The sequence below is a fragment of the Streptomyces sp. NPDC025806 genome (assembly GCF_055558275.1).
The window spans coordinates 249,424-274,738 of sequence record NZ_JBVHMU010000008.1; the positions used below are offsets into that span (position 1 = coordinate 249,424).

The 25,315-nt window shown below is 71.7% G+C and carries 18 protein-coding genes; 16 read left to right on the forward strand and 2 right to left on the reverse strand.

The genetic code is table 11. The features are described from left to right. Positions 1 to 3 precede the first annotated feature (3 nt). The 9 genes from ACZ4E1_RS20555 to ACZ4E1_RS20595 all read left to right on the forward strand — a co-directional run bounded on the left by ACZ4E1_RS20555 (position 4) and on the right by ACZ4E1_RS20595 (position 12,512). Positions 4 to 354 (forward strand): DUF4233 domain-containing protein, encoded by a 351-nt coding sequence (locus ACZ4E1_RS20555; protein WP_467541083.1) that lies wholly within the window; start codon positions 4 to 6, stop codon positions 352 to 354. A 320-nt stretch (positions 355 to 674) separates the two neighbouring features. After that, positions 675 to 1,088: a nucleoside-diphosphate kinase gene (gene ndk, locus ACZ4E1_RS20560; RefSeq protein WP_161300954.1), complete on the forward strand. Its 414-nt coding sequence runs from the start codon at positions 675 to 677 to the stop codon at positions 1,086 to 1,088. A gap of 266 nt (positions 1,089 to 1,354) precedes the next feature. Further along, positions 1,355 to 2,374 carry a rod shape-determining protein gene (locus ACZ4E1_RS20565; protein ID WP_059131610.1) on the forward strand — a complete coding sequence of 340 codons (1,020 nt, stop codon included), beginning with the start codon at positions 1,355 to 1,357 and terminating at the stop codon, positions 2,372 to 2,374. A gap of 255 nt (positions 2,375 to 2,629) precedes the next feature. After that, positions 2,630 to 3,661: a rod shape-determining protein MreC gene (gene mreC, locus ACZ4E1_RS20570; RefSeq protein ID WP_467541087.1), complete on the forward strand. Its 1,032-nt coding sequence runs from the start codon at positions 2,630 to 2,632 to the stop codon at positions 3,659 to 3,661. An 18-nt stretch (positions 3,662 to 3,679) separates the two neighbouring features. Further along, complete coding sequence (gene mreD / locus ACZ4E1_RS20575) at positions 3,680 to 4,354, forward strand: rod shape-determining protein MreD (RefSeq protein ID WP_467541089.1); 675 nt, start codon at positions 3,680 to 3,682, stop codon at positions 4,352 to 4,354. After that, positions 4,351 to 6,531 (forward strand): penicillin-binding protein 2, encoded by a 2,181-nt coding sequence (mrdA, locus tag ACZ4E1_RS20580; RefSeq protein ID WP_467541090.1) that lies wholly within the window; start codon positions 4,351 to 4,353, stop codon positions 6,529 to 6,531. The genes mreD and mrdA overlap by 4 nt, the downstream gene beginning before the upstream one ends. Before the next feature lie 6 nt (positions 6,532 to 6,537). Then, positions 6,538 to 7,731 (forward strand): rod shape-determining protein RodA, encoded by a 1,194-nt coding sequence (gene rodA, locus ACZ4E1_RS20585; protein WP_467541092.1) that lies wholly within the window; start codon positions 6,538 to 6,540, stop codon positions 7,729 to 7,731. A 1,260-nt stretch (positions 7,732 to 8,991) separates the two neighbouring features. Beyond that, positions 8,992 to 10,515 carry a CYTH and CHAD domain-containing protein gene (locus tag ACZ4E1_RS20590; RefSeq protein WP_467541094.1) on the forward strand — a complete coding sequence of 508 codons (1,524 nt, stop codon included), beginning with the start codon at positions 8,992 to 8,994 and terminating at the stop codon, positions 10,513 to 10,515. 41 nt (positions 10,516 to 10,556) lie between these two features. Further along, entirely contained in the window at positions 10,557 to 12,512 is a 1,956-nt protein-coding gene (locus tag ACZ4E1_RS20595) for a TIGR03960 family B12-binding radical SAM protein (protein ID WP_467541096.1), read from the forward strand. Between the two features lie 92 nt (positions 12,513 to 12,604). Here the strand turns inward: ACZ4E1_RS20595 and ACZ4E1_RS20600 are convergent, their stop codons facing one another. Then, positions 12,605 to 13,189 carry a TerD family protein gene (locus ACZ4E1_RS20600; protein WP_467541098.1) on the reverse strand — a complete coding sequence of 195 codons (585 nt, stop codon included), beginning with the start codon at positions 13,187 to 13,189 and terminating at the stop codon, positions 12,605 to 12,607. 159 nt (positions 13,190 to 13,348) lie between these two features. On the opposite strand from ACZ4E1_RS20600, the gene ACZ4E1_RS20605 reads away from it, so the two are divergent. The 7 genes from ACZ4E1_RS20605 to galE all read left to right on the forward strand — a co-directional run bounded on the left by ACZ4E1_RS20605 (position 13,349) and on the right by galE (position 22,981). Further along, positions 13,349 to 14,413 (forward strand): hypothetical protein, encoded by a 1,065-nt coding sequence (locus ACZ4E1_RS20605; protein WP_467541100.1) that lies wholly within the window; start codon positions 13,349 to 13,351, stop codon positions 14,411 to 14,413. A 53-nt stretch (positions 14,414 to 14,466) separates the two neighbouring features. Then, positions 14,467 to 15,261, forward strand: a complete 795-nt coding sequence (locus ACZ4E1_RS20610) for a TIGR03936 family radical SAM-associated protein (RefSeq protein WP_467541102.1) — start codon at positions 14,467 to 14,469, stop codon at positions 15,259 to 15,261. 248 nt (positions 15,262 to 15,509) lie between these two features. Further along, positions 15,510 to 19,376: an Rne/Rng family ribonuclease gene (locus ACZ4E1_RS20615; RefSeq protein WP_467541104.1), complete on the forward strand. Its 3,867-nt coding sequence runs from the start codon at positions 15,510 to 15,512 to the stop codon at positions 19,374 to 19,376. A gap of 276 nt (positions 19,377 to 19,652) precedes the next feature. Beyond that, positions 19,653 to 19,973, forward strand: coding sequence for a 50S ribosomal protein L21 (gene rplU / locus ACZ4E1_RS20620; protein WP_166630448.1), 321 nt, complete (start codon positions 19,653 to 19,655; stop codon positions 19,971 to 19,973). 14 nt (positions 19,974 to 19,987) lie between these two features. Next, positions 19,988 to 20,242 carry a 50S ribosomal protein L27 gene (gene rpmA, locus ACZ4E1_RS20625; protein ID WP_188338968.1) on the forward strand — a complete coding sequence of 85 codons (255 nt, stop codon included), beginning with the start codon at positions 19,988 to 19,990 and terminating at the stop codon, positions 20,240 to 20,242. 124 nt (positions 20,243 to 20,366) lie between these two features. Then, positions 20,367 to 21,815, forward strand: a complete 1,449-nt coding sequence (gene obgE, locus ACZ4E1_RS20630) for a GTPase ObgE (protein ID WP_467541108.1) — start codon at positions 20,367 to 20,369, stop codon at positions 21,813 to 21,815. A gap of 194 nt (positions 21,816 to 22,009) precedes the next feature. Continuing rightward, positions 22,010 to 22,981, forward strand: coding sequence for a UDP-glucose 4-epimerase GalE (gene galE, locus ACZ4E1_RS20635; RefSeq protein WP_467541110.1), 972 nt, complete (start codon positions 22,010 to 22,012; stop codon positions 22,979 to 22,981). A 239-nt stretch (positions 22,982 to 23,220) separates the two neighbouring features. Here the strand turns inward: galE and ACZ4E1_RS20640 are convergent, their stop codons facing one another. Next, positions 23,221 to 25,305 carry a hypothetical protein gene (locus tag ACZ4E1_RS20640; RefSeq protein ID WP_467541112.1) on the reverse strand — a complete coding sequence of 695 codons (2,085 nt, stop codon included), beginning with the start codon at positions 25,303 to 25,305 and terminating at the stop codon, positions 23,221 to 23,223. Positions 25,306 to 25,315 lie beyond the last annotated feature (10 nt).

The window sequence follows — 25,315 nt, forward strand, 5'->3', positions numbered from 1 at the left end:
GCTGTGCGTACGTTGTGTTCCTCGACCCTGATCGGTGAGTTCTTCATCATCGGGTTCGCCGGGCTCGTGGCCATGAAGGACCCCGATCTGTCGTCCGGGCTCGTGTGGACGGTGTGCGGGGTCGCGATGCTGCTCAGCGTGCTGCTGTGCGGGATGGTGACGCGGCCCGGGGGTGTCCAGCTGGGCTGGGCGCTGCAGATCCTGCTGGTGCTGAGCGGGTTCTTCGTGCCGCTCATGTTCTTCCTGGGGCTGTGCTTCGCGGGGTTGTGGTGGGCCTCGGTCCACTTCGGGCGCCGGATCGACGAGGCGAAGCTCCGCTGGGCCGCCGCGCAGAAGTCGTCCGGCACGGCTTGATCGGGCCGCGCCGTAGGTCCGGTCGTTTCGTCGCCGGGTGCCGCGCCGTCGTGGCTGGTCGCGCAGTTCCCCGCGCCCCTGGAAGGCATGCGGCTTCGCCGCGCCTTCCCCAGATGGCAGGCGCCCTGCGCCTTGATCGGGGAAATGCGGCGCGCAGCGCCTGCATTTCAGGGGCGCGGGGAACTGCGCGAGGAGCCCCACCGGCCGCTCTCGGCGACGGGACCGCCGGAGCTACGGCGAGGGGCCGGGCCCAGGGCACCCCATGACCCCCGTAAACTCAGCCGCACCGCACCACAAGGCCGTACAAGGAGTCCAGCCGAATGACCCAGCGCACGCTCGTCCTGCTCAAGCCCGACGCGGTCCGCCGTGGCCTGATCGGGGAGATCATCGGCCGCATCGAGCGCAAGGCCGGGTGGACGATCAGCGCCCTGGAGCTGCGCTCCCTGAGCCAGGAGACGCTGGAGCAGCACTACGGCGAGCACCAGGGCAAGCCGTTCTACGAGCCGCTGGTCGCGTTCATGTCCTCCGGCCCCGTCGTCGCGCTGGTCGTCGAGGGCGAGCGGGTCATCGAGGGCGTGCGCCAGCTGGCCGGCCCGACGGACCCGATCGCGGCCGCCCCGGGTTCGATCCGCGGCGACTTCGGCGTCATCGTCCGGGAGAACCTGATCCACGCCTCGGACTCCGAGGAGTCCGCCGAGCGCGAGCTGAAGATCTTCTTCCCGGGTCTCGTCTGATCCGACCGATCCATGAGCGGCCCGAGAAATCAGGCCGCTCTTTGGCATATGCGCCCCGATCGGGGGAACGCGACCCCCCGTCGGCACGTCCCCAATAGCGGGGCGGGGATTCATCTGCTGACAATGGCGAAGACCCTCGCGCCGCGCGTGTGCAGGCGAGACTACGATGGAGCCTCGCACGCGCGCACCGCGTCCAACCTCGCCATCCTGACAAGCAATCAAACGCTCCACTTGGGAAGGCCAGACGAATCCTGATGGGGAACTCAATGTCGTTCATCGGCCGTGACATGGCTGTCGACCTCGGGACCGCCAACACGCTGGTGTACGTCAGGGGCCGCGGGATCGTACTCAACGAGCCGTCCGTGGTCGCGATCAACACCAACACCGGTGGCATCCTCGCGGTCGGCGCCGAAGCCAAGAAGATGATCGGCCGCACGCCGGGCAACATCGTCGCCGTGCGTCCGCTCAAGGACGGTGTGATCGCCGACTTCGAGATCACCGAGCGCATGCTCCGCTACTTCATCCTGAAGATCCACAAGCGGCGCTACCTCGCCCGGCCTCGCGTCGTGGTCTGCGTACCCTCCGGCATCACCGGCGTCGAGCGCCGCGCGGTCATCGAGGCCTCCTCGCAGGCCGGCGCGCGCCAGGTGCACATCATTGAGGAGCCCATGGCCGCGGCCATCGGCTCCGGCCTCCCGGTCCACGAGGCCACGGGCAACATGGTGGTGGACATCGGCGGCGGCACCACGGAGGTCGCGGTCATCTCGCTCGGCGGAATCGTCACAGCACAGTCGATCCGGGTCGCCGGCGACGAGCTGGACAACGCGATCATCCAGCACATCAAGAAGGAGTACTCGCTCCTCCTCGGTGAGCGGACCGCCGAGCAGATCAAGATCACGATCGGTTCCGCGTACGACCTGGACTCCGACGAGCACACCGAGATCCGCGGCCGCGACCTCGTGTCCGGACTGCCCAAGACCGTCGTCATCTCGGCCGCCGAGGTGCGCAAGGCGATCGAGGAGCCGGTCAACGCGATCGTCGACGCGGTGAAGACCACCCTCGACAAGTGCCCGCCCGAGCTCTCGGGCGACGTGATGGACCGCGGCATCGTCCTGACCGGCGGCGGCGCTCTGCTGCGCGGCCTCGACGAGCGACTGCGCCGTGAGACCGGTATGCCGATCCACATCGCCGAGGACCCGCTGGACTCGGTGGCCCTCGGTTCCGGAAAGTGCGTGGAGGAGTTCGAGGCGCTCCAGCAGGTGCTGGACGCCCAGCCGCGCCGATGAGCGAAGCGCGCACACCTTAAAGGGTGGGTCCGCCGCACGAGTGCCTGCCACTTCGTGCGGCGGATCGTTGATATATAGGCAAGACAGCGCAATCCATCACAAGGCGGCGCACGATGCCACACGACACTGCGCGACCTCACGACGACATCGCAAGACCATAAATATTTCCCCGACATCCCAGACACACCAGATATCCCAGACATACTGAGTGACCCGTTTTCTGATTTCTGATTGAGGAAGGCACGGCCGCCGCACGTGAGGGACACACGAGAGAGCCGGCTGCTCCTGGTGCTGCTGATCGCCATCGCGTTCGCTTTGATCACGGTGGACATCCGGGGTGGGGAGGACTCGCCGGCCCAGGGTGCCCGCCAGGCCGCCGCGAAGGTCTTCGGCCCGGTGGAGAACGGCGTCTCCGGAGCGGTCGATCCGATCGGCAACGCCATAAGCGCGGTACGCGACTCCGGAGCCCGGCACGACCGGATCAGCCGGCTCGAGCGGGAGAACGCGGCGCTGAAGGCGAAGCTCGGCAGCGACGACCGCAACCGCAGCAAGATCCACCAGCTCGACAGCATGCTGAAGACCGCCGGAGCCGGCCAGTACGGCATCAAGGGGGCGCAGGTCATCGCCATAGGGTCCGCACAGGGCTTCTCCTGGACCGTGACCATCGACGCGGGAGCCAGTGACGGCATCCAGCGCGACATGACGGTCCTCAACGGGGACGGCCTCGTCGGCCGCGTCACCACCGTCGGCCCGAACACCGCGACGGTCCTGCTCGCCAACGACCCCGACTTCACCGTCGGCACCCGCATGGAGAAGACCGACGAGCTCGGCTTCGCGTCCGGCCAGGGCGACCGCCCGCTGCGTGTCCAGCTACTCAACGGCAAGGCCAAGGTCAAGAAGGGCGACCGCCTCGTCACCTTCGGCTCGCAGGCCGACAAGCCCTTCGTACCCGGCGTCCCGGTCGGCCGGGTCGTCCGCGTGGATCCGTCCGGCGGCGACCTGACCCGTACCGTCTACGTCCAGCCGTACGTCGGCTTCACCAAGCTCGACATCGTCGGCATCGTCGTCCAGGCCCCGCGCTCCGACCCGCGCGACCAGGTCCTGCCCGCCAAGCCGAAGCCCGCGCCGACCGTCACGGTCACCGCGACCCCGTCGGCGCCCGCCAACGGCGAGAACCCGGCCCAGAACAACCCGGCGGGGAACAACGAAGCCGGCGGCGACCCGGCCAGGAACAACCCGGCAGACAACAACGCGGCCGGCGACAACGCGGCCGACACCGACCAGTAGCAGGGGGACCCGAGAAAGATGCGCGTCAACCGGATCCTCCTGTCCTCCGTACTCGTCGTCGTCGCCCTGGTCGTCCAGGTCTGCATCCTGTCCCGGCTCCAACTGCCCGGCGCCGTACCCGACCTGCTGCTCCTGACCGTCCTCGGGCTCGCGCTCGTCTACGGACACGTCGGCGGCGCCCTCGTCGGCTTCGGCGCCGGACTCCTCGCCGACATCGCCCCGCCCGCCGACCACGCGGCCGGCCGCTACGCCCTCGTCCTGTGCGTCATCGGCTACCTCGCCGGCCTCGCCAAGCCCGACAACGGACGGCTGCGGACCGCCTCGGGCCCCATGCTCGTCGTGGTCGCCGCCGCCGTCGGCACCACCCTCCTGTACGCGGGCGTCGGCGCCCTCGTCGGAGACACCGCGGCCCGCCATGTCGGCCTCGGCAGCCTGCTGTTCACGGCCGCGCTCTACGACCTGCTGCTCGCCCCGTTCGTCGTGCCCGGCGTCATGGCCCTCGCCAGACGCGCCGAGAACGATCCGCTGGCCGACAGCTCGGGGGGCAGCTCCAAGGCCACCGACGTCTCCGCCGGCTGGCTCTCCTCCGGCACCGGGCTGCGCATCGGCAGCCAGCGCGGCGGACTGCGGATGAAGGCCGTGAAGGCGCGCTCGGCGCGCGCCGGACGCATCAAGGGGGTCAAGCGCCTGTGACCAACATTCCTGAGACCGGACGGACGCCCCGCGTCCAGATCCGCCTCATCGTGCTGCAGATCCTCGTCCTCTCGCTCCTGCTCACCCTCGGTGGCCGCCTCTGGTATCTCCAGGTGCGCAACGGGGACGAGTACGCCAAGGAAGCCTCCGGCAACCACGTCCAGCAGGTCGTCACCCCCGCCGTGCGCGGCTCGATCCTCGACGCCCGCGGCATCCCCCTCGCCGACAACGAGACCCGCCTCGTGGTCTCCGCCTCCCGCACCGACCTGATGAAGATGGAGGACGACGGCAAGGGCGTCCTCACCAAGCTCGCCGACGTCCTCGGGATGAAGCCCAAGGAGGTCATGGAGAAGGTCCGGCTGTGCGACGCCAAGACGCCGCAGCCCTGCTGGAACGGCTCGCCGTACCAGCCCATCCCCATCACCGACGAGGCCACCCCCAAGCAGGCCCTGCAGATCCGCGAGCGCGGCGAGGACTTCCCCGGCATCACCGCCGAACCCACCGCCGTACGCCGCTACGCGGGCCCCGGCGGCTCCAACACCGCACAGGTCCTCGGCTACCTCTCCCCGGTCACCGACGCCGAGATCGAGCAGGCGAAGGACACCGAGTCCCCCTACCTGCGCTCCGACCAGGTCGGCCGCTCCGGCCTGGAGCGCACGTACGACAAGGAACTGCGCGGCAAGGCCGGCGTCACCCGCTACGAGGTCGACAACCTCGGCCGGGTCATCGGCCGCGCCAAGAGCGACGACGCCCAGCCCGGCGCCAACGTCGTCACCTCCATCGACGCCCGCGTCCAGTCCGTCGCCGAGTACGAGCTCAACGAGGCGATGAAGGCCGCCCGCCACGAGTTCGACAAGAACACCGGCGAGAACTACAAGGCCGACTCCGGCGCCGTCGTCGTCATGGAAGCCAAGACCGGCCGCGTCGTCGCCATGGCCTCCAACCCGTCCTACGACCCGAACGCCTGGGTCGGCGGCATCAGCGGCAAGGACTACGCCAACCTCACCGGCAAGAAGTCCAACTACCCGCTGCTCAACCGCGCCACCCAGGGCCAGGCGGCCCCCGGCTCGATCTTCAAGGTCGTCTCCACGACCGCGGCGGTCAACGCGGGCTACCCGTTCAACGGCCGCTACCCCTGCACCAGCTCGTACTCCATCGGCAGCCAGGTCTTCAAGAACTTCGAGTCGGAGAACTTCGGCCCGATCAACCTCGGCCGCGCCCTCGAAGTCTCCTGCGACACCGTCTTCTACGGACTCGCGCACAACGAGTGGAAGAAGGACGGCGGCACCAAGCCGAAGAAGAACGCCAACGACTGGTTCTTCAAGACCGCCAAGCAGTTCGGCCTCAGCAAGAAGACCGGCATCGACCTGCCCAGCGAGGTCAGCGGCCGCATCCCGGACCGCAAGTGGAAGCAGGACTTCTGGAAGGCCAACAAGGACGCCTGGTGCAAGGCCGCCAAGAAGGGCGGCGACTACATCCAGCGGCTCTCCTACGAGAACTGTCTGGAGGGCAACCAGATGCGCGCCGGTGACGAGGTCAACTACTCCATCGGCCAGGGCGACACCCTCGTCACCCCCATCCAGATGGCGTCCATCTACGCGGCGATCTCCAACGGCGGCACCCTGCACCAGCCCCAGGTCGGCAAGGCGGTCATCAGCCCCGACGGCAAGCAGACCACCGAGCTGCAGCCGAAGGTCAACGGCAAGCTGCCGATGACGAAGAAGACCCGCGACGAGATAGACCAAGCACTGGCGGGAGTGGCGACCCGCGGTACGGCGGCCTGGCGCTTCGGCGGCTGGCCCCAGGACAAGATCCCGATGCACGCCAAGACGGGTACGGCCGAGGTCTACGGCAAGCAGACCACCTCGTGGTTCGCGACGTACACCAAGGACTACTCGATCGTCATGACGATCTCCCAGGGTGGTACGGGTTCCGGCGCGTCCGGCCCTGCCGTCCGCAAGATCTACGACGCCATCTACGGCCTCGACGAGAACGGCAAGCAGAACAAGAAGAAGGCCCTGCTGCCCTCGCCGCAGACCTCCCTGCCGAAGATCGGGTCCGACGGCTCGATCGACGCGCCGAAGATCGAACCGTACGCGCCGCAGAAGGAGGAGCCGCCCGCCGAACAGGAACTCGCCGCCGGGCCGCCCGCCTCCACGTACGGCAGGAGGGACTGACCACCCATGGCCAACGGCTTCTCCGTCTCCGGGTACGGGCCCCAGCGCTCCACCATGTCGCGGCTCATGGCCCGCGACTCGCTGGCCCGCCGGCTCGACTGGCCCATACTGCTCTCGGCGATCACGCTCTCGATGATCGGCGCCGCGCTCGTCTACTCGGCGACCCGCAACCGCACCGAGCTCAACCAGGGCGACCCGTACTACTTCCTCTTCCGGCACCTGCTCAACACCGGCATCGGGCTGGCCCTGATGGTCGGCACGATCTGGCTCGGCCACCGCACCCTGCGCACCGCCGTCCCGATCCTCTACGGCATCTCCGTCTTCCTGGTGCTGCTCGTCCTCACCCCGCTCGGCGCGACGGTGAACGGCGCGCACGCCTGGATCATCATCGGCGGCGGCTTCTCGCTGCAGCCCTCCGAGTTCGTGAAGATCACGATCATCCTCGGGATGGCGATGCTGCTCGCGGCGCGCGTCGACGCCGGTGACCGGGAGCATCCCGACCACCGGACCGTCATGCAGGCCCTCGGGCTCGCCGCCGTCCCGATGATGATCGTCATGCTGATGCCGGACCTCGGGTCCGTCATGGTCATGGTGATGATCGTGCTCGGCGTGCTGCTCTCCTCCGGGGCGTCCAACCGGTGGGTGCTCGGGCTGATCGGCGTCGGGGCGGCCGGGGCCGTCGCCGTCTGGAAACTCGGCGTCCTCGACGACTACCAGATCGCCCGGTTCGCCGCCTTCGCCAACCCGGCGCTCGACCCCGCCGGCGTCGGCTACAACACCAACCAGGCGCGCATCGCGATCGGCTCCGGCGGACTGACCGGGTCCGGGCTCTTCCACGGCTCGCAGACCACCGGGCAGTTCGTGCCCGAGCAGCAGACGGACTTCGTGTTCACCGTCGCCGGTGAGGAGCTCGGGTTCCTCGGGGCGGGCGCGATCGTGCTGCTCCTCGGTGTCCTGCTGTGGCGGGCCTGCCGCATCGCCCGCGAGACGACCGAGCTGTACGGCACGATCGTCGCCGCCGGCATCATCGCCTGGTTCGCCTTCCAGGCCTTCGAGAACATCGGCATGACGCTCGGCATCATGCCCGTGGCGGGCCTGCCGCTGCCCTTCGTCTCGTACGGAGGCTCGTCGATGTTCGCGGTGTGGGTGGCGGTGGGGCTGTTGCAGTCGATCCGGGTGCAGCGGCCCATGTCGGCGTAGCCCTCCGGGGGTTCGGCGGTTCTGGGGCGCTCGGGGCGGGGCTGTTATGGCGCCCCGGCGCCGGGGGCCCCTGGTCCAGCGGGCCTGCGCTGCGGCGGGGTCGTCGTCGGGGCCGAGGGCGTGGCCGTTGAGGCGGCGGTGGTCGTTGCCGGGGCCGAGGGGTGTGGCTGTTGGGGCGGGGGGCGTCGCCGGGTGCCGCGTCGTCGTGGTTGCTCGCGCAGTTCCTCGCGCCCCTGGCGGTGCCTGTCTGGCCCGAGGCGTTTCGCCTCCCGGCGCTGGCTCTCTGGCCTGGCCCGCCCCCTGCTCCCACCCACCCGCCCCCTCCGGGGGCGTCGGCCCGGCGCCCGGCCTGGGGGCAGCACCCCATCTCCGGGGCGCGGGTTCAGGCCCGCCTGGGACGGGTGGGTCAGCCGGGCGCCCGGCGCCGGGTGCGCGATTCGGTTGGCCTCGGCGACAAGGGCTGCCGCCGTAGGGGTTGAGGATCGTCCCCGGGTGCCGGGCCGTCGTGGCTGGTCGCGCAGTTCCCCGCGCCCCTGGCGGCGCCTGTCTGGCCCGGCGCCTTTCGCCTCCGGCGCGGGCTCCTCTGGGTTGGGTCGCCCCAGCTTCCAGTCACCCCTCCCGGTGCCCGGCCTTGGGCAGCAGTTCAGTGCCGGGTACGGGTTCCGGTGGCGTCGGCCGTGGGGCAGGACCTCAGCTTCGGTTCTGATGCGGGCACCGCGTCACCTTGGACCGTCACGCAGTACCTGCGGCCCGGCGTCTTCGCCCTCGGCCCCTCCAGGGGCGTTCAGCGCAGGCCTCCGCCTCGGGAAGTGCGCCCAGCCGGGGCGTGTGCTCGGTTGCCCTCGCCGTGGGTCGGCGCTTCGGGCCCGGGGGGCTGGTCGCGGACTCGGGGCACAGCCGTACATCGATGCAGCCCGTGCCCTGGTGGGGTGTGCCAGGTGCGGGGCCGACGGCCCCCGGAGGGGGCGGGCGGGTGGGAGAGGGGCTGGGGCCAGGCATGGGTTCGGGACGGCGTCCCGGGCGACCGGTGACCGGTTCGGGGCGAGCATCGTCGCCGGGTGCCGGGTGCCGGGTGCCGGGTGCCGGGTGCTGGGTGCCGCGCAGCCCGCGCCGGGGGGCCTTTCCGGTGCGACCGTGTGGCGGTGCCGCATGTCGATGCAGCCCCGCGCCGGAGGCGGTTGCCGTGCTCGCTGGGCCCCGTACGCCCCCGTCGGGCGGCGTGGTCTTTTCGGGGGCGGGGTGGGCGACTAAGTTCGGGTTATGGCGGAGACGAAGCGTGAGGTCGAGCTGAAGTACGACGCCCCGGGGGAGTCCTTCCGGCTGCCTGATCTGCGCAAGGTGGCCGGAGTGCAGGGCGTCGTCGGCAAAGGCGTCGTGGAGCTCGACGCCGTGTACTACGACACCGCCGACCAGCGCCTCGCCGCCGACCACGTCACCCTGCGCCGCCGCACCGGAGGCAAGGACGAGGGCTGGCACCTCAAACTGCCCGTCTCCCTGAGCGAGGGCATCCGCGACGAGGTGCGGGCCCCGCTGACCGACGGGCCCGTACCCCGCACCCTCGCCGGCCTCGTCCGCTCCCGCGTCCGCGACGACGCCCTCGTCCCTGTGATCAGGCTCCGTTCGACTCGCGAGGTGACCGAGCTGACCGGCGCGGACGGCACCCCGCTCGCCGAGGTCAGCGTCGACGCCGTCCGCGCCGAGCGGCCCGGCGGCGAACATCCCGTCACGTGGACGGAGGTCGAGGTCGAGCTCGCGGACGACGCCGACCCGGAGCTGCTCGCGAAGGTCGGCAAACGGCTGCGCAAGGCCGGCCTGCACCGCTCCGCCGCCCCCTCCAAACTGGCCCGCGCCCTCACCGAGACCGGCGCGGCACACGAACCGGCCCCGGAGCCCGAGGCCCCGGGCAAGAAGGCCGGCGCCCACGTCCTGGCCCGCCTGCGCGCCCAGCGCGACGCCCTCGTCGACCTCGACCCGGCCGTCCGCCGCGACCTCCCCGACTCCGTGCACCAGATGCGGGTCGCCACCCGACGGCTGCGCAGCGCCTTCAAGACGTACAAGAAGGTCCTCGACCCGGACGCCACCGGGCCGCTCGGCGAGGAGCTGAAGTGGCTCGCCGCCGAGCTCGGCATCGACCGGGACCGCGAGGTGCTGACCGACCGCATCACCGCCCGCATCGACGCCCTGCCCCGCCCCCTGCTGCTCGGCCCGGTCCGCGGCCGGCTCCGCACCTGGGCCACGGCCCGCCGGCACGGCTCGCGCCGGCGCACCGTCGCCGTACTCGACAGCAAGCGGTACCTGGCCCTCCTCGACGGGCTCGACGCGCTGCTCGCCGATCCGCCGCTGCGCGCGAAGCAGGCCGCCCGCCCGGCCGCCGAGGCCCTCGCCGACGCCGCACTGCGCGACCACGCCAGACTCGCGTCCCGCGTCGAACACGCCCTCGCCCTCGACCCGGGCCCGGACCGCGACCTGGCGATGCACGAGGCCCGCAAGGCCGCCAAACGCGCCCGGTACGCGGGAGAGACGGCCGTGCCCGCGCTCGGCAAGAAGGCGAAGCGCTTCGTCCGCCGGATGAAGGACGTCCAGACGCTGCTCGGCGACCACCAGGACAGCGTCGTCGCCCGCGAGGCCCTGCGCGACCTCGCGGCGCAGGCACACGCGGCGGGGGAGAGCGCCTTCACCTGGGGCCTGCTGTACGGGCAGGAGCAGGCGACGGCGGCGCGGCGGGAGGACGAGCTGCCGGGCCTGTGGCGAAGGGCGGCGGAGGTCCGCCTTTCGGCGGGTTAGGCTTGAGGGTCTCCCTTGTCAGCTCACGAAGGTCCACGGTTATGCCTGCCGAAGCCGCCGCCGCGGCGCCCCAAGCCGTCGAGTCTGTGTTCCCGCAGCTCGAGGCGCTGCTCCCGCATGTGCAGAAGCCGATCCAGTACGTCGGCGGAGAGCTCAACTCCACGGTCAAGCCGTGGGAGTCCTCCGACGTCCGCTGGGCGCTGATGTACCCCGACGCCTACGAGGTCGGTCTGCCCAACCAGGGCGTCATGATCCTCTACGAGGTGCTCAACGAGCGTGAGGGCGTCCTCGCCGAGCGCACGTACAGCGTGTGGCCGGACCTCGAGGCCCTGATGCGCGAGCACGGGGTGCCGCAGTTCACGGTCGACTCGCACCGCCCGGTGAAGGCCTTCGACGTCTTCGGCCTCAGCTTCTCCACCGAGCTGGGCTACACGAACATGCTGACGGCCCTGGACCTCGCGGGCATCCCGCTGCGGTCCCAGGACCGTACGCTCGAGGACCCGATCGTCCTCGCGGGCGGCCACGCGGCGTTCAACCCGGAGCCGATCGCGGACTTCATCGACGCCGCGATCATCGGCGACGGCGAGCAGGCCGTGCTCGACATGACGGAGATCATCCGCGCGTGGAAGGCCGAGGGCCGGCCCGGCGGCCGCGAGGAGGTCCTTTTCCGCCTCGCGAAGACGGGGAACGTGTACATCCCCGCGTTCTACGACGTCGAGTACCTGCCCGACGGCCGCATCGGCCGCGTCGTGCCGAACAAGTCGGGCGTCCCGTGGCGCGTGTCCAAGCACACGGTCATGGACCTCGACGAGTGGCCGTACCCGAAGCAGCCCCTCGTGCCGCTCGCCGAGACGGTGCACGAGCGGATGTCCGTCGAGATCTTCCGCGGCTGCACCCGCGGCTGCCGTTTCTGCCAGGCCGGCATGATCACGCGCCCCGTGCGGGAGCGAAGCATCACCGGCATCGGCGACATGGTCGAGAAGGGTCTCAAGGCGACCGGCTTCGAAGAGGTCGGCCTGCTGTCCCTGTCCTCCGCGGACCACACCGAGATCGGCGAGATCGCCAAGGGCCTCGCCGACCGGTACGAGGAAGACAAGATCGGCCTGTCGCTCCCGTCGACCCGCGTCGACGCGTTCAACGTCGACCTGGCCAACGAGCTGACCCGCAACGGCCGCCGCTCGGGCCTCACCTTCGCCCCCGAGGGCGGCAGTGAGCGCATGCGCAAGGTCATCAACAAGATGGTCAGCGAAGAGGACCTCATCCGTACGGTCTCGACCGCGTACGGCAACGGCTGGCGGCAGGTGAAGCTGTACTTCATGTGCGGTCTGCCGACCGAGACCGACGAGGACGTCCTGCAGATCGCCGACATGGCGATGAACGTGATCCAGAAGGGCCGCGAGGTCTCCGGGTCCAACGACATCCGCTGCACGGTCTCCATCGGCGGCTTCGTGCCCAAGCCGCACACCCCGTTCCAGTGGGCCCCGCAGCTCTCCGCCGAGGAGACGGACGCCCGCCTGGAGAAGCTCCGCGACAAGATCCGCGGCGACAAGAAGTACGGCCGCTCCATCGGCTTCCGCTACCACGACGGCAAGCCCGGCATCGTCGAGGGCCTCCTCTCCCGCGGCGACCGCCGCATCGGCGACGTCATCCGCGCCGTCTACGAGGACGGCGGCCGCTTCGACGGCTGGCGCGAGCACTTCTCGTACGACCGCTGGATGCAGAGCGCCGACAAGGAGCTCGCCAAGTACGGCATCGATGTCGACTGGTACACGACGCGCGAGCGCACGTACGAGGAGGTCCTGCCCTGGGACCACCTGGACTCCGGTCTCGACAAGGACTGGCTCTGGGAGGACTGGCAGGACTCCCTCGACGAGACCGAGGTCGAGGACTGCCGCTGGACCCCGTGCTTCGACTGCGGCGTCTGCCCGGCGATGGACACGAACATCCAGATCGGCCCGACCGGCAAGAAGCTGCTCCCGCTCACCGTGGTGAAGTAGGTGAAGTAGCCGCGCCCGCCCACGCGTTGGAGCCCCCTTCCGATCCGGAAGGGGGCTCCCGCGTGTCCGGGGGTCCCGCCCCCGGCCCGTACCTACTTGCTGACGGCGAAACGCATCAGGGCGTGCTCGTCACCCTGCTTGATCTTGCCGGTCGTGTTGATGACCTCGAGCTTCCAGGTGGCGCCGACGCGGATCGCCTTGGCCACCGCGCAGCCGTTGTCCGACGTCAGCAGGCTCGGCCAGATGTCGGCGACCTGCTGGGTGCTGCCGCCCGTCGCGTCGTACACCTTGAAGCTGATGTTGCGCGCCTTGTTGAACGCGCTGCCCTTCTTGTACGCCGCGGCCACGAACACGATCGACGTGATCTGCTGCGGAACCCGCGAGAACTCGACGGTGACCGTCTCGTCGTCGCCCTCGCCCTTGCCCGTCTGGTTGTCGCCGCTGTGCACCAGCGAGCCGTTGCCCATCGGGTCGAGCGAGTCGAGGCCCGCGAGGCGCACCGGGTCGTTGCCCGACATCGCTATGGCGATGAGGTCGAGGTCCGTGCCCTGCTTGCGGCGCAGGGCGCCGAGAACCCCGCCACTGCTCCCCGAAGTGGGGTCCCAGGACACCCCGATGGACAGGTGGGTCACACCGTCCAGGTCCGCCGGGCCGTCTTCCTTCGTGAGCGTGATCATGCGGGTTCCCCTCCGAATGTCTGGATCTCTACTGCGCAAAGTGTGCCTATACGAGACGGTTCCCGTCCACGCGCGTGGACCGACACGCCCGATCCGGTGGCCCTTTCGTGCATCCGTTCCGTGTGTGACGGCGTCTCAACAGGCATGGAGCGCACGGACATGGAGAAGCGGCGCGGCGAGCCCGAGGGCTGCCTCGTCGCCGCGATCCGGCTGCCGGTGCGCATCGTGGCGCTCGTCGTCGTGGTGCCGGTGCGGCTGGTCTGGGACGCGCTCGTGGTGAGCGGCCGGTTCCTGTACGAGAAGGCGCTCGTGCCGCTGGGCCGGGGTCTCGGCCTGCTGCTCGGGTTCGTCCTCGTGTGGCCGCTCGTGATGCTGGGCCGCGCCCTCGCCTGGCTGTGCCGGGTGCTGATCGCGATCCCGGCGCGATGGCTGTACGCCCATGTCCTGACTCCGCTCGGTCACGGCCTGGCCTGGCTGACGCGGACGTTGATCGTGGCGCCGGCGGTGTGGCTGTACTCACATGTGCTGGTGCCGCTGGGGCGCGCGGTGCTGACGGGGCTGCGGTGGCTGGGGCTCGCGTTCTTCGTGTGGCCCTGGGTGGCGCTGTGGCGGTACGTGCTCACGCCCCTCGGCCACGGCCTTGCCTGGCTGGGCCGCATGCTGATCATGGTCCCGCTGACCTGGCTGTGGCAGTACGTCCTCGCACCGGTCGGACGGGCCCTCGCCTGGGCCGCGGCCGGACTCGGACGCGGGCTCGCCACCCTGCTGCGCTGGGTGTTCGTCGTGCCGCTGGTCGCCCTGTGGCGGTACGTCCTCACCCCCGTCGGCCGCGCCCTGCGCGTCGTCGGCCGGGAGATCATCGACGCGCTCGCCATCGCCTGGCGCATCGCCGGCCGCATCTCGCGCGCCGTCGGCCGGTTCCTGGGACGGCTGCTGCGCTGGACGTTCGTCGAACCCCTCCGCTGGACGTACCGCGCCGTGCTCACCCCGCTGGGACACGCCGTACGGGACCACGTGTGGCGGCCCGCCGCGCGGATCGGCCGCGAGGTGCGGGCCAGTGTCCGGCAGGCCCGGGCCGAGGTGCGGCGCGCGCTGTTCGGCGCGCCGAAGCGCCCCGAGCGGGCCGCGGAGCCCCAGGTCGGGGACCGCAGGGAACCTCACAGCGCGCAGGCACGTACTCTTGGTAGGAGTACGACCCCTCTCACGAAGACCGATATTCACTAAGGACAGGGACACTGGGCAAGCGACAGCCCGTAGGCCCGCCGCCCGCACCCGCGGTGCAGCGCATCCGACTGCGCTACACCAAGCGCGGCCGCCTCCGGTTCACCAGCCACCGTGACTTCCAGCGCGCCTTCGAGCGTGCGCTGCGCCGTGCCGAGGTGCCCATGGCGTACTCGGCGGGATTCACGCCGCACCCCAAGGTGTCGTACGCCAATGCCGCACCCACCGGCACGGGCAGTGAGGCCGAGTACCTGGAGATCGCGCTCACCGCGCAGCGCGACCCCGAGAAGCTCCGTCAGTTGCTCGACGAGTCGATGCCCGTGGGCCTCGACATCATCGACGCCGTCGAGGCCCGCACCTCCGGCCTCGCCGACCGCCTCACCGCCTCCGTGTGGGAGCTGCGGCTCGACGGAGTGAGCGTCGAGGAGGCGGCACGGGCCGCCGAGACGTTCCGCGCCGCCGAGACCGTCGAGGTCCAGCGGCGTACGAAGAGCGGCATCCGGACGTTCGACTCCCGGTCCGCCGTCGTGAGCCTGGAAGCCGTCGCCGCATCCGATGATCCGGTTGATAGGCCCACCGACAAGGCCTGTGCGATACTGCGCCTGGTTGTTCGGCACGTGACGCCTGCCGTTCGACCCGACGACGTCCTGTCCGGTCTCCGCGCCGTGGCCGACCTGGCGCCGCCGGTCCCCGCAGCGGTGACCAGGCTGGCGCAGGGGCCTTTCGATGAAGAGACCGGCACGGTGACCGACCCGCTCGCGCCCGACCGCGAGGCAGACCAGGCCGCCCCACACACGGGGGCCGCAGGTTCTGCCGCCGCGCCGGCGCCTGCCGTGGAAGGTTCCGCGTAAGGCGGTCGTCGTAGCGCCGCCCTCGTACTCGGGAGCCACCTGGGTCGGGCAGCGCACCCACCCAAGGACTTTCGCCAGGCCGGTACGTACATGGCGTACCGGAACCGGCGAGAACAGACAGAGAGCCCCCGTGCGGCGCCCGCGCCCCGGACCGGCGGCACCGCGATCGACACGGTCGCGTGAGCCGCGGACGTCACCGGTCATGGATCAGGCGCGGCGCCCGGGGGCCTGACGGGAGATCCACCCGCATGCCCGAGCCGACCGAACCCACCACCCCTGCCGCGGACAGCCCCAGCGACACCCTGCCCCCGCGCCGCCGGCGCCGGGCCGCGTCGCGCCCCGCCGGACCGCCGCAGGCCGCAGCCGCTGTCGAGCCCGAGCTCGACACCACCGAGGAGACCGCCGACGAGGCCGAGGAGGCCGCCGCCGGGACCCCGGTCGCCGAGGCCCCCGAGCCCGAGGCCGCCCCCGCCCGCCCGCGCCGCCGCGCCACCCGCCGTGCCTCCGCGCCCGCCGGTGCGCCGGCCGCCGCCGAGCCGGTCGCCGAGGAGGCCCCCGCCGCCGAGCCGGTCGCCACCGAGCCCGTCGCCGCCGAGGAGCCCGCCCCGCGCCGCCGCCGTCGCGCCACCCGTACGGTGTCCGCGCCCGAGGCCGTCCAGGCCGCCGAGCCGGTCGCCGAGGAGCCCGCGCCGCGCCGTCGCCGCCGTGCGACCCGCGCCGTCACCGCCCCGGAGGCCACCGAGGCCGCCGAGGCCGCGCAGGTCACCGAGAGCGCCCCCGCCGAGGCCGTCGCCGCGCCCGAGCCGGTCGAGACGCCCGCCGAGGAGCCCGCCCCGCGTCGCCGCCGCCGCGCCACCCGCGCCGTCGCCGCCCCCGAGACCCCCGCGCAGGCCGAGGCCGCCCCGGCCGCCGAGCCCGTCGCCGCCCCGGAGCAGGCCGAGGCCGCCGAGGAGCCCGCCGCCGAGGACGCGGCCCCGCGCCGCGGCCGTCGCCGCGCCACCCGTACGGTGTCCGCGCCCGAGGCCGTCCAGGCCGCCGAGCCGGTCGCCGAGGAGCCCGCGCCCGCCGCCGAGCCCGCCGAGGAGACCGGCCCGCGCCGCGGCCGTCGCCGCGCCACCCGCAAGGCCGCCGGCGGTTTCGCCGAGCCCCGCAGCTCGAAGCAGGACCGTGCCAAGGGCGACTCCGAGGGCGGTCGCCCGAAGCGTCCGTCCGTCGCCGTGTTCCAGGCGCCGGTCTTCACCGAGCCGATGTTCCAGACGCCCGAGCGCGCCGCCGCCGCGGCCGCCGCCGAGGCCGCCGAGGTGCCCGAGCCGGAGGCCGAGGTCGAGACCGAGGTCGTGGCCGAGCCCGCGCAGCTCGCCGCCGTCGAGGAGGAGCAGACGCCGCGCCGCCGCCGTCGCCGCCGCGCCGAGAGCGAGCAGCCGGCCGCCGAGCGCCGCCGGCCCGCGGCCGAGCCCGCCGCCGACACCGAGGCCGAGGCCGAGGTGGAGGAGCCGGAGGAGCAGGCCGACGAGCACGACGACCACGACGAGCACGACGAGCGGCCCACCCGCCGTCGCCGTCGCGGGGGCCGTCGCCGTCGCCGCGGCGAGTCCGCCGACTCCGACAGCGACTCCGAGGCCTCCGCCGACGAGGAGGGCGAGGACGAGGACACCGAGGAGCAGGACGCCGAGGAGCACGAGGACGCGGCCGACGAGCAGGACGGCTCCGGCGGCTCCAGCAGCAGCCGTCGCCGTCGCCGCCGCCGCCGTCGCGCCGGTGACGCCGCCACGGACACCGAGGCGGGCACCGACGACCCCGAGCGCACCGTCGTCAAGGTCCGCGAGCCCCGCAAGAAGGACGACAAGCCCGTCTCCGTCGACGAGGTGCAGTCCATCAAGGGCTCCACGCGCCTGGAGGCCAAGAAGCAGCGCCGCCGCGAGGGCCGCGAGCAGGGCCGCCGCCGCGTCCCGATCATCACCGAGGCCGAGTTCCTGGCCCGCCGTGAGGCCGTCGAGCGCGTGATGGTCGTCCGCCAGAACGGCGAACGCACCCAGATCGGCGTGCTCGAGGACAACATCCTCGTCGAGCACTACGTCAACAAGGAGCAGTCGACCTCGTACGTCGGCAACGTGTACCTGGGCAAGGTCCAGAACGTGCTGCCGTCCATGGAGGCCGCCTTCATCGACATCGGCAAGGGCCGCAACGCGGTGCTGTACGCCGGTGAGGTCAACTTCGAGGCGCTCGGCCTGGCCAACGGCCCGCGCCGCATCGAGACCGCCCTCAAGTCCGGCCAGTCCGTCCTGGTCCAGGTCACCAAGGACCCGATCGGCCACAAGGGCGCCCGCCTGACCAGCCAGGTCTCGCTGCCCGGCCGCTACCTGGTCTACGTGCCCGAGGGCTCGATGACCGGCATCAGCCGCAAGCTGCCCGACACCGAGCGCGCGCGCCTGAAGACCATCCTCAAGAAGATCGTCCCCGAGGACGCGGGCGTCATCGTGCGCACCGCCGCCGAGGGCGCGAGCGAGGACGAGCTGCGCCGTGACGTCGAGCGTCTGCAGGCCCAGTGGGAGGACATCCAGAAGAAGTCCCAGCAGATCTCGACCTCGTCGCCGAGCCTGCTGTACGGCGAGCCGGACATGACCGTCCGCGTCGTGCGCGACATCTTCAACGAGGACTTCTCCAAGGTCATCGTCAGCGGTGACGAGGCCTGGGAGACCATCCACGGCTACGTGAACCACGTGGCGCCCGACCTGTCCGACCGGCTGTCGAAGTGGACCTCCGAGGTCGACGTCTTCGCGACGTACCGGATCGACGAGCAGCTCGCCAAGGCGCTCGACCGCAAGGTGTGGCTGCCCTCCGGCGGCTCCCTGGTGATCGACAAGACCGAGGCGATGATCGTCGTCGACGTCAACACCGGTAAGTTCACCGGCCAGGGCGGCAACCTCGAAGAGACCGTGACCAGGAACAACCTGGAGGCGGCCGAGGAGATCGTGCGCCAGCTGCGGCTGCGCGACCTGGGCGGCATCGTCGTCATCGACTTCATCGACATGGTCCTGGAGTCCAACCGCGACCTCGTCCTGCGGCGCCTGCTCGAGTGCCTCGGCCGGGACCGTACGAAGCACCAGGTCGCCGAGGTCACCTCGCTGGGCCTGGTCCAGATGACCCGCAAGCGGGTCGGCCAGGGCCTCCTGGAGTCCTTCTCCGAGACCTGCGTGCACTGCAACGGCCGCGGCGTGATCGTGCACATGGAGCAGCCGACCTCCGTCGGTGGCGGTGGCGGCGGCAAGCGCAAGAAGCGCGGTCGTGGCGCCGGCGCCGGTGAGCACACGCACGAGCACGAGGCGGCGCAGACCGAGGCCGCCGAGGTCGTCGAGACGGAGGCCGAGGTCGCCGCCGAGGCCGCCGAGCCGACGGCGCTGCCCGAGCCCGACTTCCGGCCCGACGAGGAGCTGTACTCCAGCCCCGCCGAGGCGGAGGCCGCGGCCGGTCGTGGCCGCTCGCGCCGCCGCGCCACGCGCCGTGCGTCGGCCCCGTCCGGTGCGCCTGCCGCTCCGGCTCCGGAGCCGGTCGTCGCGCAGGCCGAGCCGGTCGCGCCCGTCGCCGAGCCCGAGCCTGTCGCCGAGCCCACCGTCGAGCCCGAGGCGGCGCCCGCGCCGCGTGCCCGTCGCCGGGCCGTGCGCAAGGCCAGCGCCCCCGCCGGTTCGCCGAAGGCGTCCGCCGAGGACGTCGTGGTGACCGTCACGGAGCCGGTCAAGGAAGCCGTCAAGGAGCCGGAGCCCGTCGTGGCCGAGTCGGAGCCGGCCGAGGCCGCCGCCCCGGCCCGTCCGCGCCGCCGCGCCGTCCGCAAGGCCACCGCGCCCACCGCGCCCGAGGAGACGGCCGTCATGGTCGTCCCCGCGGCCACGGAGGAGCCGGCCGCCGCGGAGGAGGCCGAGGCGCCCGCCGCCAAGAAGACGGCCCGTAAGACGGCCAAGAAGGCGACGGCCAAGAAGGCCGCGACGACGAAGAAGGCGGCCACCAAGAAGACGGCCGCCAAGAAGACGACGGCGAAGAAGGCCGCCACCACGAAGAAGACCGCGACCAAGAAGACGGCCGCGAAGAAGACGGCTGCGGCTGTCGCCGACGAGTCGTAGGACTCGGCCCGGTTCGGAACGCCCCCGCACAGCTCGGCTGTGCGGGGGCGTTCTGGTTCTCCCGCGTCCCCGGGGCCCGGCGGGGCGCTCTTGCTGGGCCGAGTTTGACCCGGTAGTGGAGGACCCGTAATCTTGACCGTCGGCGTGTCCATCGGACTCGCCTCACTCCCGTAAACCTTTTTCCTCCGGGATCTTCGAAGATTTCTTCGGGGCCGGAGAGGCTGCCTCGTGCGGCTGGACTGCGGGGGTCCCGTTCCGAGCGAGAGAGAGTTCCGCGTGTACGCCATCGTGCGCAGCGGTGGTCGCCAGCACAAGGTTGCTGTCGGCGACATCGTTGAGGTTGACAAGATTTCCACCGCCAAGGTCGGCGACACGGTCGAGCTCTCGACCCTGCTCGTCGTGGACGGCGAGTCCGTGACCAGCGACCCGTGGGTGCTGGCCGGCATCAAGGTCCAGGCCGAGGTCGTGGACCACCACAAGGGCGCGAAGATCGACATCCTTCGCTACAAGAACAAGACCGGCTACCGCCGTCGTCAGGGCCACCGCCAGCAGTACACGGCGATCAAGGTCACTGAGATCCCCGCGGCTGCGAAGTAAGGGACTGAGACAAGATGGCACACAAGAAGGGCGCATCGTCCACTCGGAACGGTCGCGACTCCAATGCTCAGCGGCTCGGCGTGAAGCGCTTCGGCGGTCAGGTCGTCAACGCCGGTGAGATCCTGGTCCGCCAGCGTGGCACCCACTTCCACCCGGGCAACTCCGTCGGCCGTGGCAAGGACGACACGCTGTTCGCTCTCGCCGCCGGTGCGGTGGAGTTCGGTACCCACCGCGGCCGCAAGGTCGTGAACATCGTCCCGGTCGCCTGAATCGCCTGACGGCTTTTCTGACCCGGATTTTCGCGAGGCGGACCTCACTTCCCTGCGGGGAAGCGGGTCCGCCTTTCGCGTGTTGAAGTAGAGACATTCCGTTCGTATCTGGAGGCACTGAACCATGACCACCTTCGTGGACCGCGTCGAGCTGCATGTCGCCGCGGGTAGCGGGGGCCACGGCTGTGCCTCCGTACACCGGGAGAAGTTCAAGCCGCTCGGCGGCCCCGACGGCGGCAACGGCGGCCGTGGCGGCGACGTGATCCTGGTCGTCGACCAGGACGTCACGACGCTCCTCGACTACCACCACTCCCCGCACCGCAAGGCGACCAACGGCGCGCCCGGCGCGGGCGACAACCGCTCCGGCAAGGACGGCCAGGACCTGATCCTGCCCGTGCCGGACGGCACCGTCGTCCTCGACGCGCAGGGCAACGTGCTGGCGGACCTCGTCGGCCAGGGCACCACCTACGTCGCCGCCCAGGGCGGCCGCGGCGGCCTCGGCAACGCGGCGCTGGCCTCGGCCCGCCGCAAGGCCCCCGGCTTCGCCCTCCTCGGTGTTCCCGGCGACGTGCAGGACGTCGTCCTGGAGCTGAAGACCGTCGCGGACGTGGCGCTCGTCGGCTACCCGAGCGCCGGCAAGTCCTCGCTGATCTCGGTGCTCTCGGCCGCCAAGCCGAAGATCGCCGACTACCCGTTCACGACCCTGGTCCCGAACCTGGGCGTGGTCACCGCCGGCTCCACCGTCTACACGGTCGCCGACGTGCCCGGTCTGATCCCCGGCGCCAGCCAGGGCAAGGGCCTCGGCCTGGAGTTCCTGCGCCACGTCGAGCGGTGCAGCGTGCTGGTGCACGTCCTCGACACGGCGACCCTCGAGTCCGACCGTGACCCGGTCTCCGACCTGGACATCATCGAGGCGGAGCTCCGGGAGTACGGCGCGGGCCTGGAGGACCGGCCGCGTGTCGTCGTCCTCAACAAGATCGACGTGCCCGACGGCCAGGACCTCGCCGAGATGGTCCGGCCGGACCTGGAGGAGCGGGGCTACCGCGTCTTCGAGGTGTCCGCCGTCGCCCACAAGGGCCTCAAGGAGCTGTCGTTCGCGCTGGCCGAGCTGGTGGCCGCGCACCGTGCCGCGCAGCCCAAGGAGGAGTCGACCCGGGTCGTCATCCGTCCGAAGGCCGTGGACGACGCGGGCTTCACCGTGGTCCGCGAGGAGGTCGGCGGCGAGCCGCTGTTCCGCGTGCGCGGCGAGAAGCCGGAGCGCTGGGTGCGCCAGACCGACTTCAACAACGACGAGGCCGTCGGCTACCTCGCCGACCGGCTCAACCGCCTCGGCGTCGAGGACTCGCTGATGAAGGCCGGCGCCCGCAACGGCGACGGCGTCGCCATCGGCCCCGAGGAGAACGCGGTCGTCTTCGACTGGGAGCCGTCCGTGACGGCGGGCGCCGAGATGCTCGGCCGCCGTGGCGAGGACCACCGCTTCGAGGCCCCGCGCCCGGCTGCCCAGCGCCGCCGCGACCGGCAGGCGGAGCGGGACGAGGCGCAGCAGGAGTACGAGGGCTTCGAGCCCTTCTAGAGCAGATACCGGCGTCGGTGAAGCCGGTACGTGCGAAGGGGCGGGCCCGGAGGATCTCTCCTCCGGGCCCGCCCCTTCGCACGTCGTGCGACAACCTCAGGCCGCTCAAGGCGCGCCGCCCGTGAAGGTGACGGTCGTTGCGCACCGGCGATATGGCACAGTCGCACCCATCGGTCACCACGGAAGGGAGACGTATGAACTGGCTCGTCACGGGCGGCGCCGGGTACATCGGCGCGCATGTCGTCCGCGCGCTGCGCACCGGCGGTCAGGACGTCGTCGTCTACGACGACCTGTCGACGGGGCTGCGCGAGCGCGTGCCCGGCGACGTGCCCCTGGTGGTCGGCAGCGTCCTGGACGGCCCGCTCCTGGAGCGCACGCTGCGCGAGCACGCGGTGGCCGGGGTCGTGCACATCGCGGGCAAGAAGCGGGTCGCCGAGTCCGTCGAGCGACCGCTGCACTACTACCGGGAGAACGTCACGGGACTCCAGGTCCTGCTGGAGTCGATGGCCGCGACCGGCGTCGACCGCCTCGTCTTCTCCTCGTCGGCCGCCGTCTACGGGATGCCCGATGTCGACCTCGTCACCGAGGACACCGACTGCCGGCCGATCAGCCCGTACGGCGAGACCAAGCTCGCGGGGGAGTGGCTGATCGCGGCGGCTGCCCGGGCCCACGGACTGCGGGCCGCGTCGCTGCGCTACTTCAACGTCGCGGGCGCCGCCGCACCGGAGCTGGCCGACACCGGCGCGTTCAACCTGATCCCGATGGTCTTCGAGAAGCTGGAGGCCGGCGCCCCGCCGCTGATCTTCGGCGACGACTACGCCACCCCCGACGGCACCTGCGTGCGCGACTACATCCACGTCGAGGACATCGCCTCCGCCCACCTCGCCGCCGCCCGCCGCCTGGCGGACGCCGCCGAGGGCACCGCGCTCACCCTGAACATCGGCCGCGGCGAGGGCGCCTCCGTACGAGAGATGGTGGACCGCATCCTCAAGATCACCGGCCGGGACTCGGTCGTCGCCGAGGTCACCGCGCGCCGCCCCGGCGACCCGGCCCGGGTCGTGGCCGCCGCCGACCGCATCCGCGCCGAACTCGGCTGGAGCGCCCGGCACGGCATCGACGAGATGATCGACTCCGCCTGGCGCGCCCGGAGGCACCCGCACGCCTGACCGAGGGCACGAAGAAGGGGGCGGGGGGGGGGGCGGGGGGGGGGGGGGGGGGGGGGCGCCGCCCCGCCGGGGCGGGCGGGGCGGGGGGGGGGGCCGGGGGGGGCGCCCCCCCCCCCCCCCCCCCGGCGCGGCGCCCCGCCGGCCCCGCCCCCCGGCGCCGCCCCCCGCCCCCCCCCCCGGGGGGCCCCCCCCGCGCCCCCCCCCCCCCCCCCCCCCCGCCCCCTTCACGTTCCGCGAGGTCAGCCGGCGACCGTGTTCTCCGGCGCGTCCTCGTCGACCAGGGTCATCGGCTCTGCGGGGGAATCGTCGCGTTGTATCGGAATCTCCGCGGCCTCCCGGGCCTCGGTCCGCACCCGGCGCTCGTCGGCGCGACCGCACAGGGCGCGCACCGCGCCGTTGAACCGGTCGATCGACGGCGGGTCCGACGGGCCCAGCAGGTGCTCCTTCAGCTCCAGGCGGGCCTCGGCGTACACGTCCTCGGTCTCGCCGCGGACGGTCGCGAGCAGCCGGGGCACCTCGACGGCCTCGGGCGTGAGGATCGTCGCGGCGCTCACGGTCGGGAAGCCGAGCCGGAACTCGGACTCCGACAGGCCGGAGGTGTTCGCGACGGCGTACGGCTTCTCGCTGCTCAGCCAGTCGGAGACGACCGAGGAGACGTCGGAGATCAGCACGTCCGCCTGGTTGAAGCAGGTGAAGATCGCCGGGCGGGCCTCGGTGACGATCAGGTGCTCCCACTCGGGGAACGACGCCCAGTACGCCTCTTCCCACGCGGTGGTCGCCGCGCGCACGGCGGCGCTGCGGCCCGGGTCGGGCTCGCCCTGCAGCATCATGCGCTCCATCTCGTCCGCGCTGGAGCGGAACGAGGTGGAGGTCAGCCGGTGCAGCTCGGCGGCGCGCTCGGTCAGCTCGGCGGCGGCGCGGGCGTCGGGCCGGGCCCCGGAGCGGCGGGTGTTCGCCTCCAGGATCATCGCCTTGATGCGCTCGTTGGCGGCGCCCGCGGCGGGGACCTGCGAGCCGGTCATCGGGTGCGGCTTGTAGATCAGCCGGACCCGGTCGTCGGCGAGCAGGTGCCGCACGATGTTCTCACCGGCCAGGACGACCGAGGTGTTGCCCGGGTTGCCGTCCCAGCCCTCCCAGGTGGGGGCGTACAGCACGGTGGTGAAGGGCTTGTCCTGCGCGGCGCCCGTGCCGATCTCGATCGGCGACAGCTGCGGGCGGCCCACCTCCACGACGTCCTTGTCCTCGACGCCGACGTCGGCCTGCTGGTAGCGGTCGCGGGCCGCGGGGCCCGCCACCCACACCTCGTCGTACGCCTTCGCGTACGGGTTGCAGGAGCTCAGCTTGTCGGACTCGCCGTGGTTGATGAACGCGTGCTTGATCGTCGGGATGCGCAGCACCTGGGAGGTCTTCGCGGCGTTCGCCGGGTGCAGCATCATCTTCAGCGTCGAGTTCTCCAGGGAGAACATCGTGGCGACCTTGGGGAAGCAGATGATCGGCACGTCGGTGGCGTCGATCTTGTTCACCATGAAGCGCTCGCGCAGCACGATCAGCGGCTTGCCGTCGACGTCGGCGAGCGTGGAGAGCCACATGTTCGCCTGGTACGCGGAGGTCGTGCCGCCCGAGAAGTACATGGCGACGGTCGGCCGGTAGGCGGCCAGCCAGTTGTCCAGCCACTCCATGACCTGCTCGTCGGAGAGCCGGCGCTTCTTCGGAAGCAGCCAGGTCGCCAGGTAGAACGTTCCGCCGAGGAACAGGGCGAGCGCGATGCCGATGCCGATGCCGCCCCACAGCGCGTTCGTCGTGGCCGCCGTCACGAGCAGGCCCGCGGTGGCGGGGATCGAGAACGTCAGCAGGCGGTGGCTGGAGCGGCGCGACAGGATCCGCGGCGGGGCCGAGGACAGGCGCAGGGCCGAGGTGTCGATGTTGCGCGTGACGATCGGCAGCTGGCGGCGCCGGCGGACCAGGACCGCGGCGGCCTGGCACGCGAAGTGCAGCACGTACACGCAGAGCAGCGCGATCAGCAGCGGGGCCTGCTCGCCGAGCGGCTCGATGCCGTCGATGCGCAGCAGGCCGACGAGGATCAGCATGTCGCGCAGCAGCTGGCGCACGGTGACGTCGAAGCGGACCTTGCCCAGGAGCGAGAGCAGGCCCGGCTGCCGGTACTGCAGATACACGTCGAGGGCGAGGCCGGCCGCGCTCGTGGCCACGAACAGTGGCACGTGGGGCACGAGCGCACTGACGAGCTGGGCCGCATAGAGCGCGAACATCGCGAACAGCGCGGAGAGCTGCAGGATGCGGCGGGGGGCAAGGCCGGCGGAGGGCACGGGCTGGGCT

What these genes read in the sequence shown, in the direction of transcription:
- ndk (WP_161300954.1), top strand. Translation starts at nt 675, where the DNA reads ATGACCCAGCGCACGCTCGTCCTGCTCAAGCCCGACGCGGTCCGCCGT.
- ACZ4E1_RS20565 (WP_059131610.1), top strand. Translation starts at nt 1,355, where the DNA reads ATGTCGTTCATCGGCCGTGACATGGCTGTCGACCTCGGGACCGCCAAC.
- mreD (WP_467541089.1), top strand. Translation starts at nt 3,680, where the DNA reads ATGCGCGTCAACCGGATCCTCCTGTCCTCCGTACTCGTCGTCGTCGCC.
- rodA (WP_467541092.1), top strand. Translation starts at nt 6,538, where the DNA reads ATGGCCAACGGCTTCTCCGTCTCCGGGTACGGGCCCCAGCGCTCCACC.
- ACZ4E1_RS20590 (WP_467541094.1), top strand. Translation starts at nt 8,992, where the DNA reads ATGGCGGAGACGAAGCGTGAGGTCGAGCTGAAGTACGACGCCCCGGGG.
- ACZ4E1_RS20595 (WP_467541096.1), top strand. Translation starts at nt 10,557, where the DNA reads ATGCCTGCCGAAGCCGCCGCCGCGGCGCCCCAAGCCGTCGAGTCTGTG.
- ACZ4E1_RS20600 (WP_467541098.1), bottom strand. Translation starts at nt 13,189, where the DNA reads ATGATCACGCTCACGAAGGAAGACGGCCCGGCGGACCTGGACGGTGTG.
- ACZ4E1_RS20605 (WP_467541100.1), top strand. Translation starts at nt 13,349, where the DNA reads ATGGAGAAGCGGCGCGGCGAGCCCGAGGGCTGCCTCGTCGCCGCGATC.
- ACZ4E1_RS20615 (WP_467541104.1), top strand. Translation starts at nt 15,510, where the DNA reads ATGCCCGAGCCGACCGAACCCACCACCCCTGCCGCGGACAGCCCCAGC.
- rpmA (WP_188338968.1), top strand. Translation starts at nt 19,988, where the DNA reads ATGGCACACAAGAAGGGCGCATCGTCCACTCGGAACGGTCGCGACTCC.
- obgE (WP_467541108.1), top strand. Translation starts at nt 20,367, where the DNA reads ATGACCACCTTCGTGGACCGCGTCGAGCTGCATGTCGCCGCGGGTAGC.
- galE (WP_467541110.1), top strand. Translation starts at nt 22,010, where the DNA reads ATGAACTGGCTCGTCACGGGCGGCGCCGGGTACATCGGCGCGCATGTC.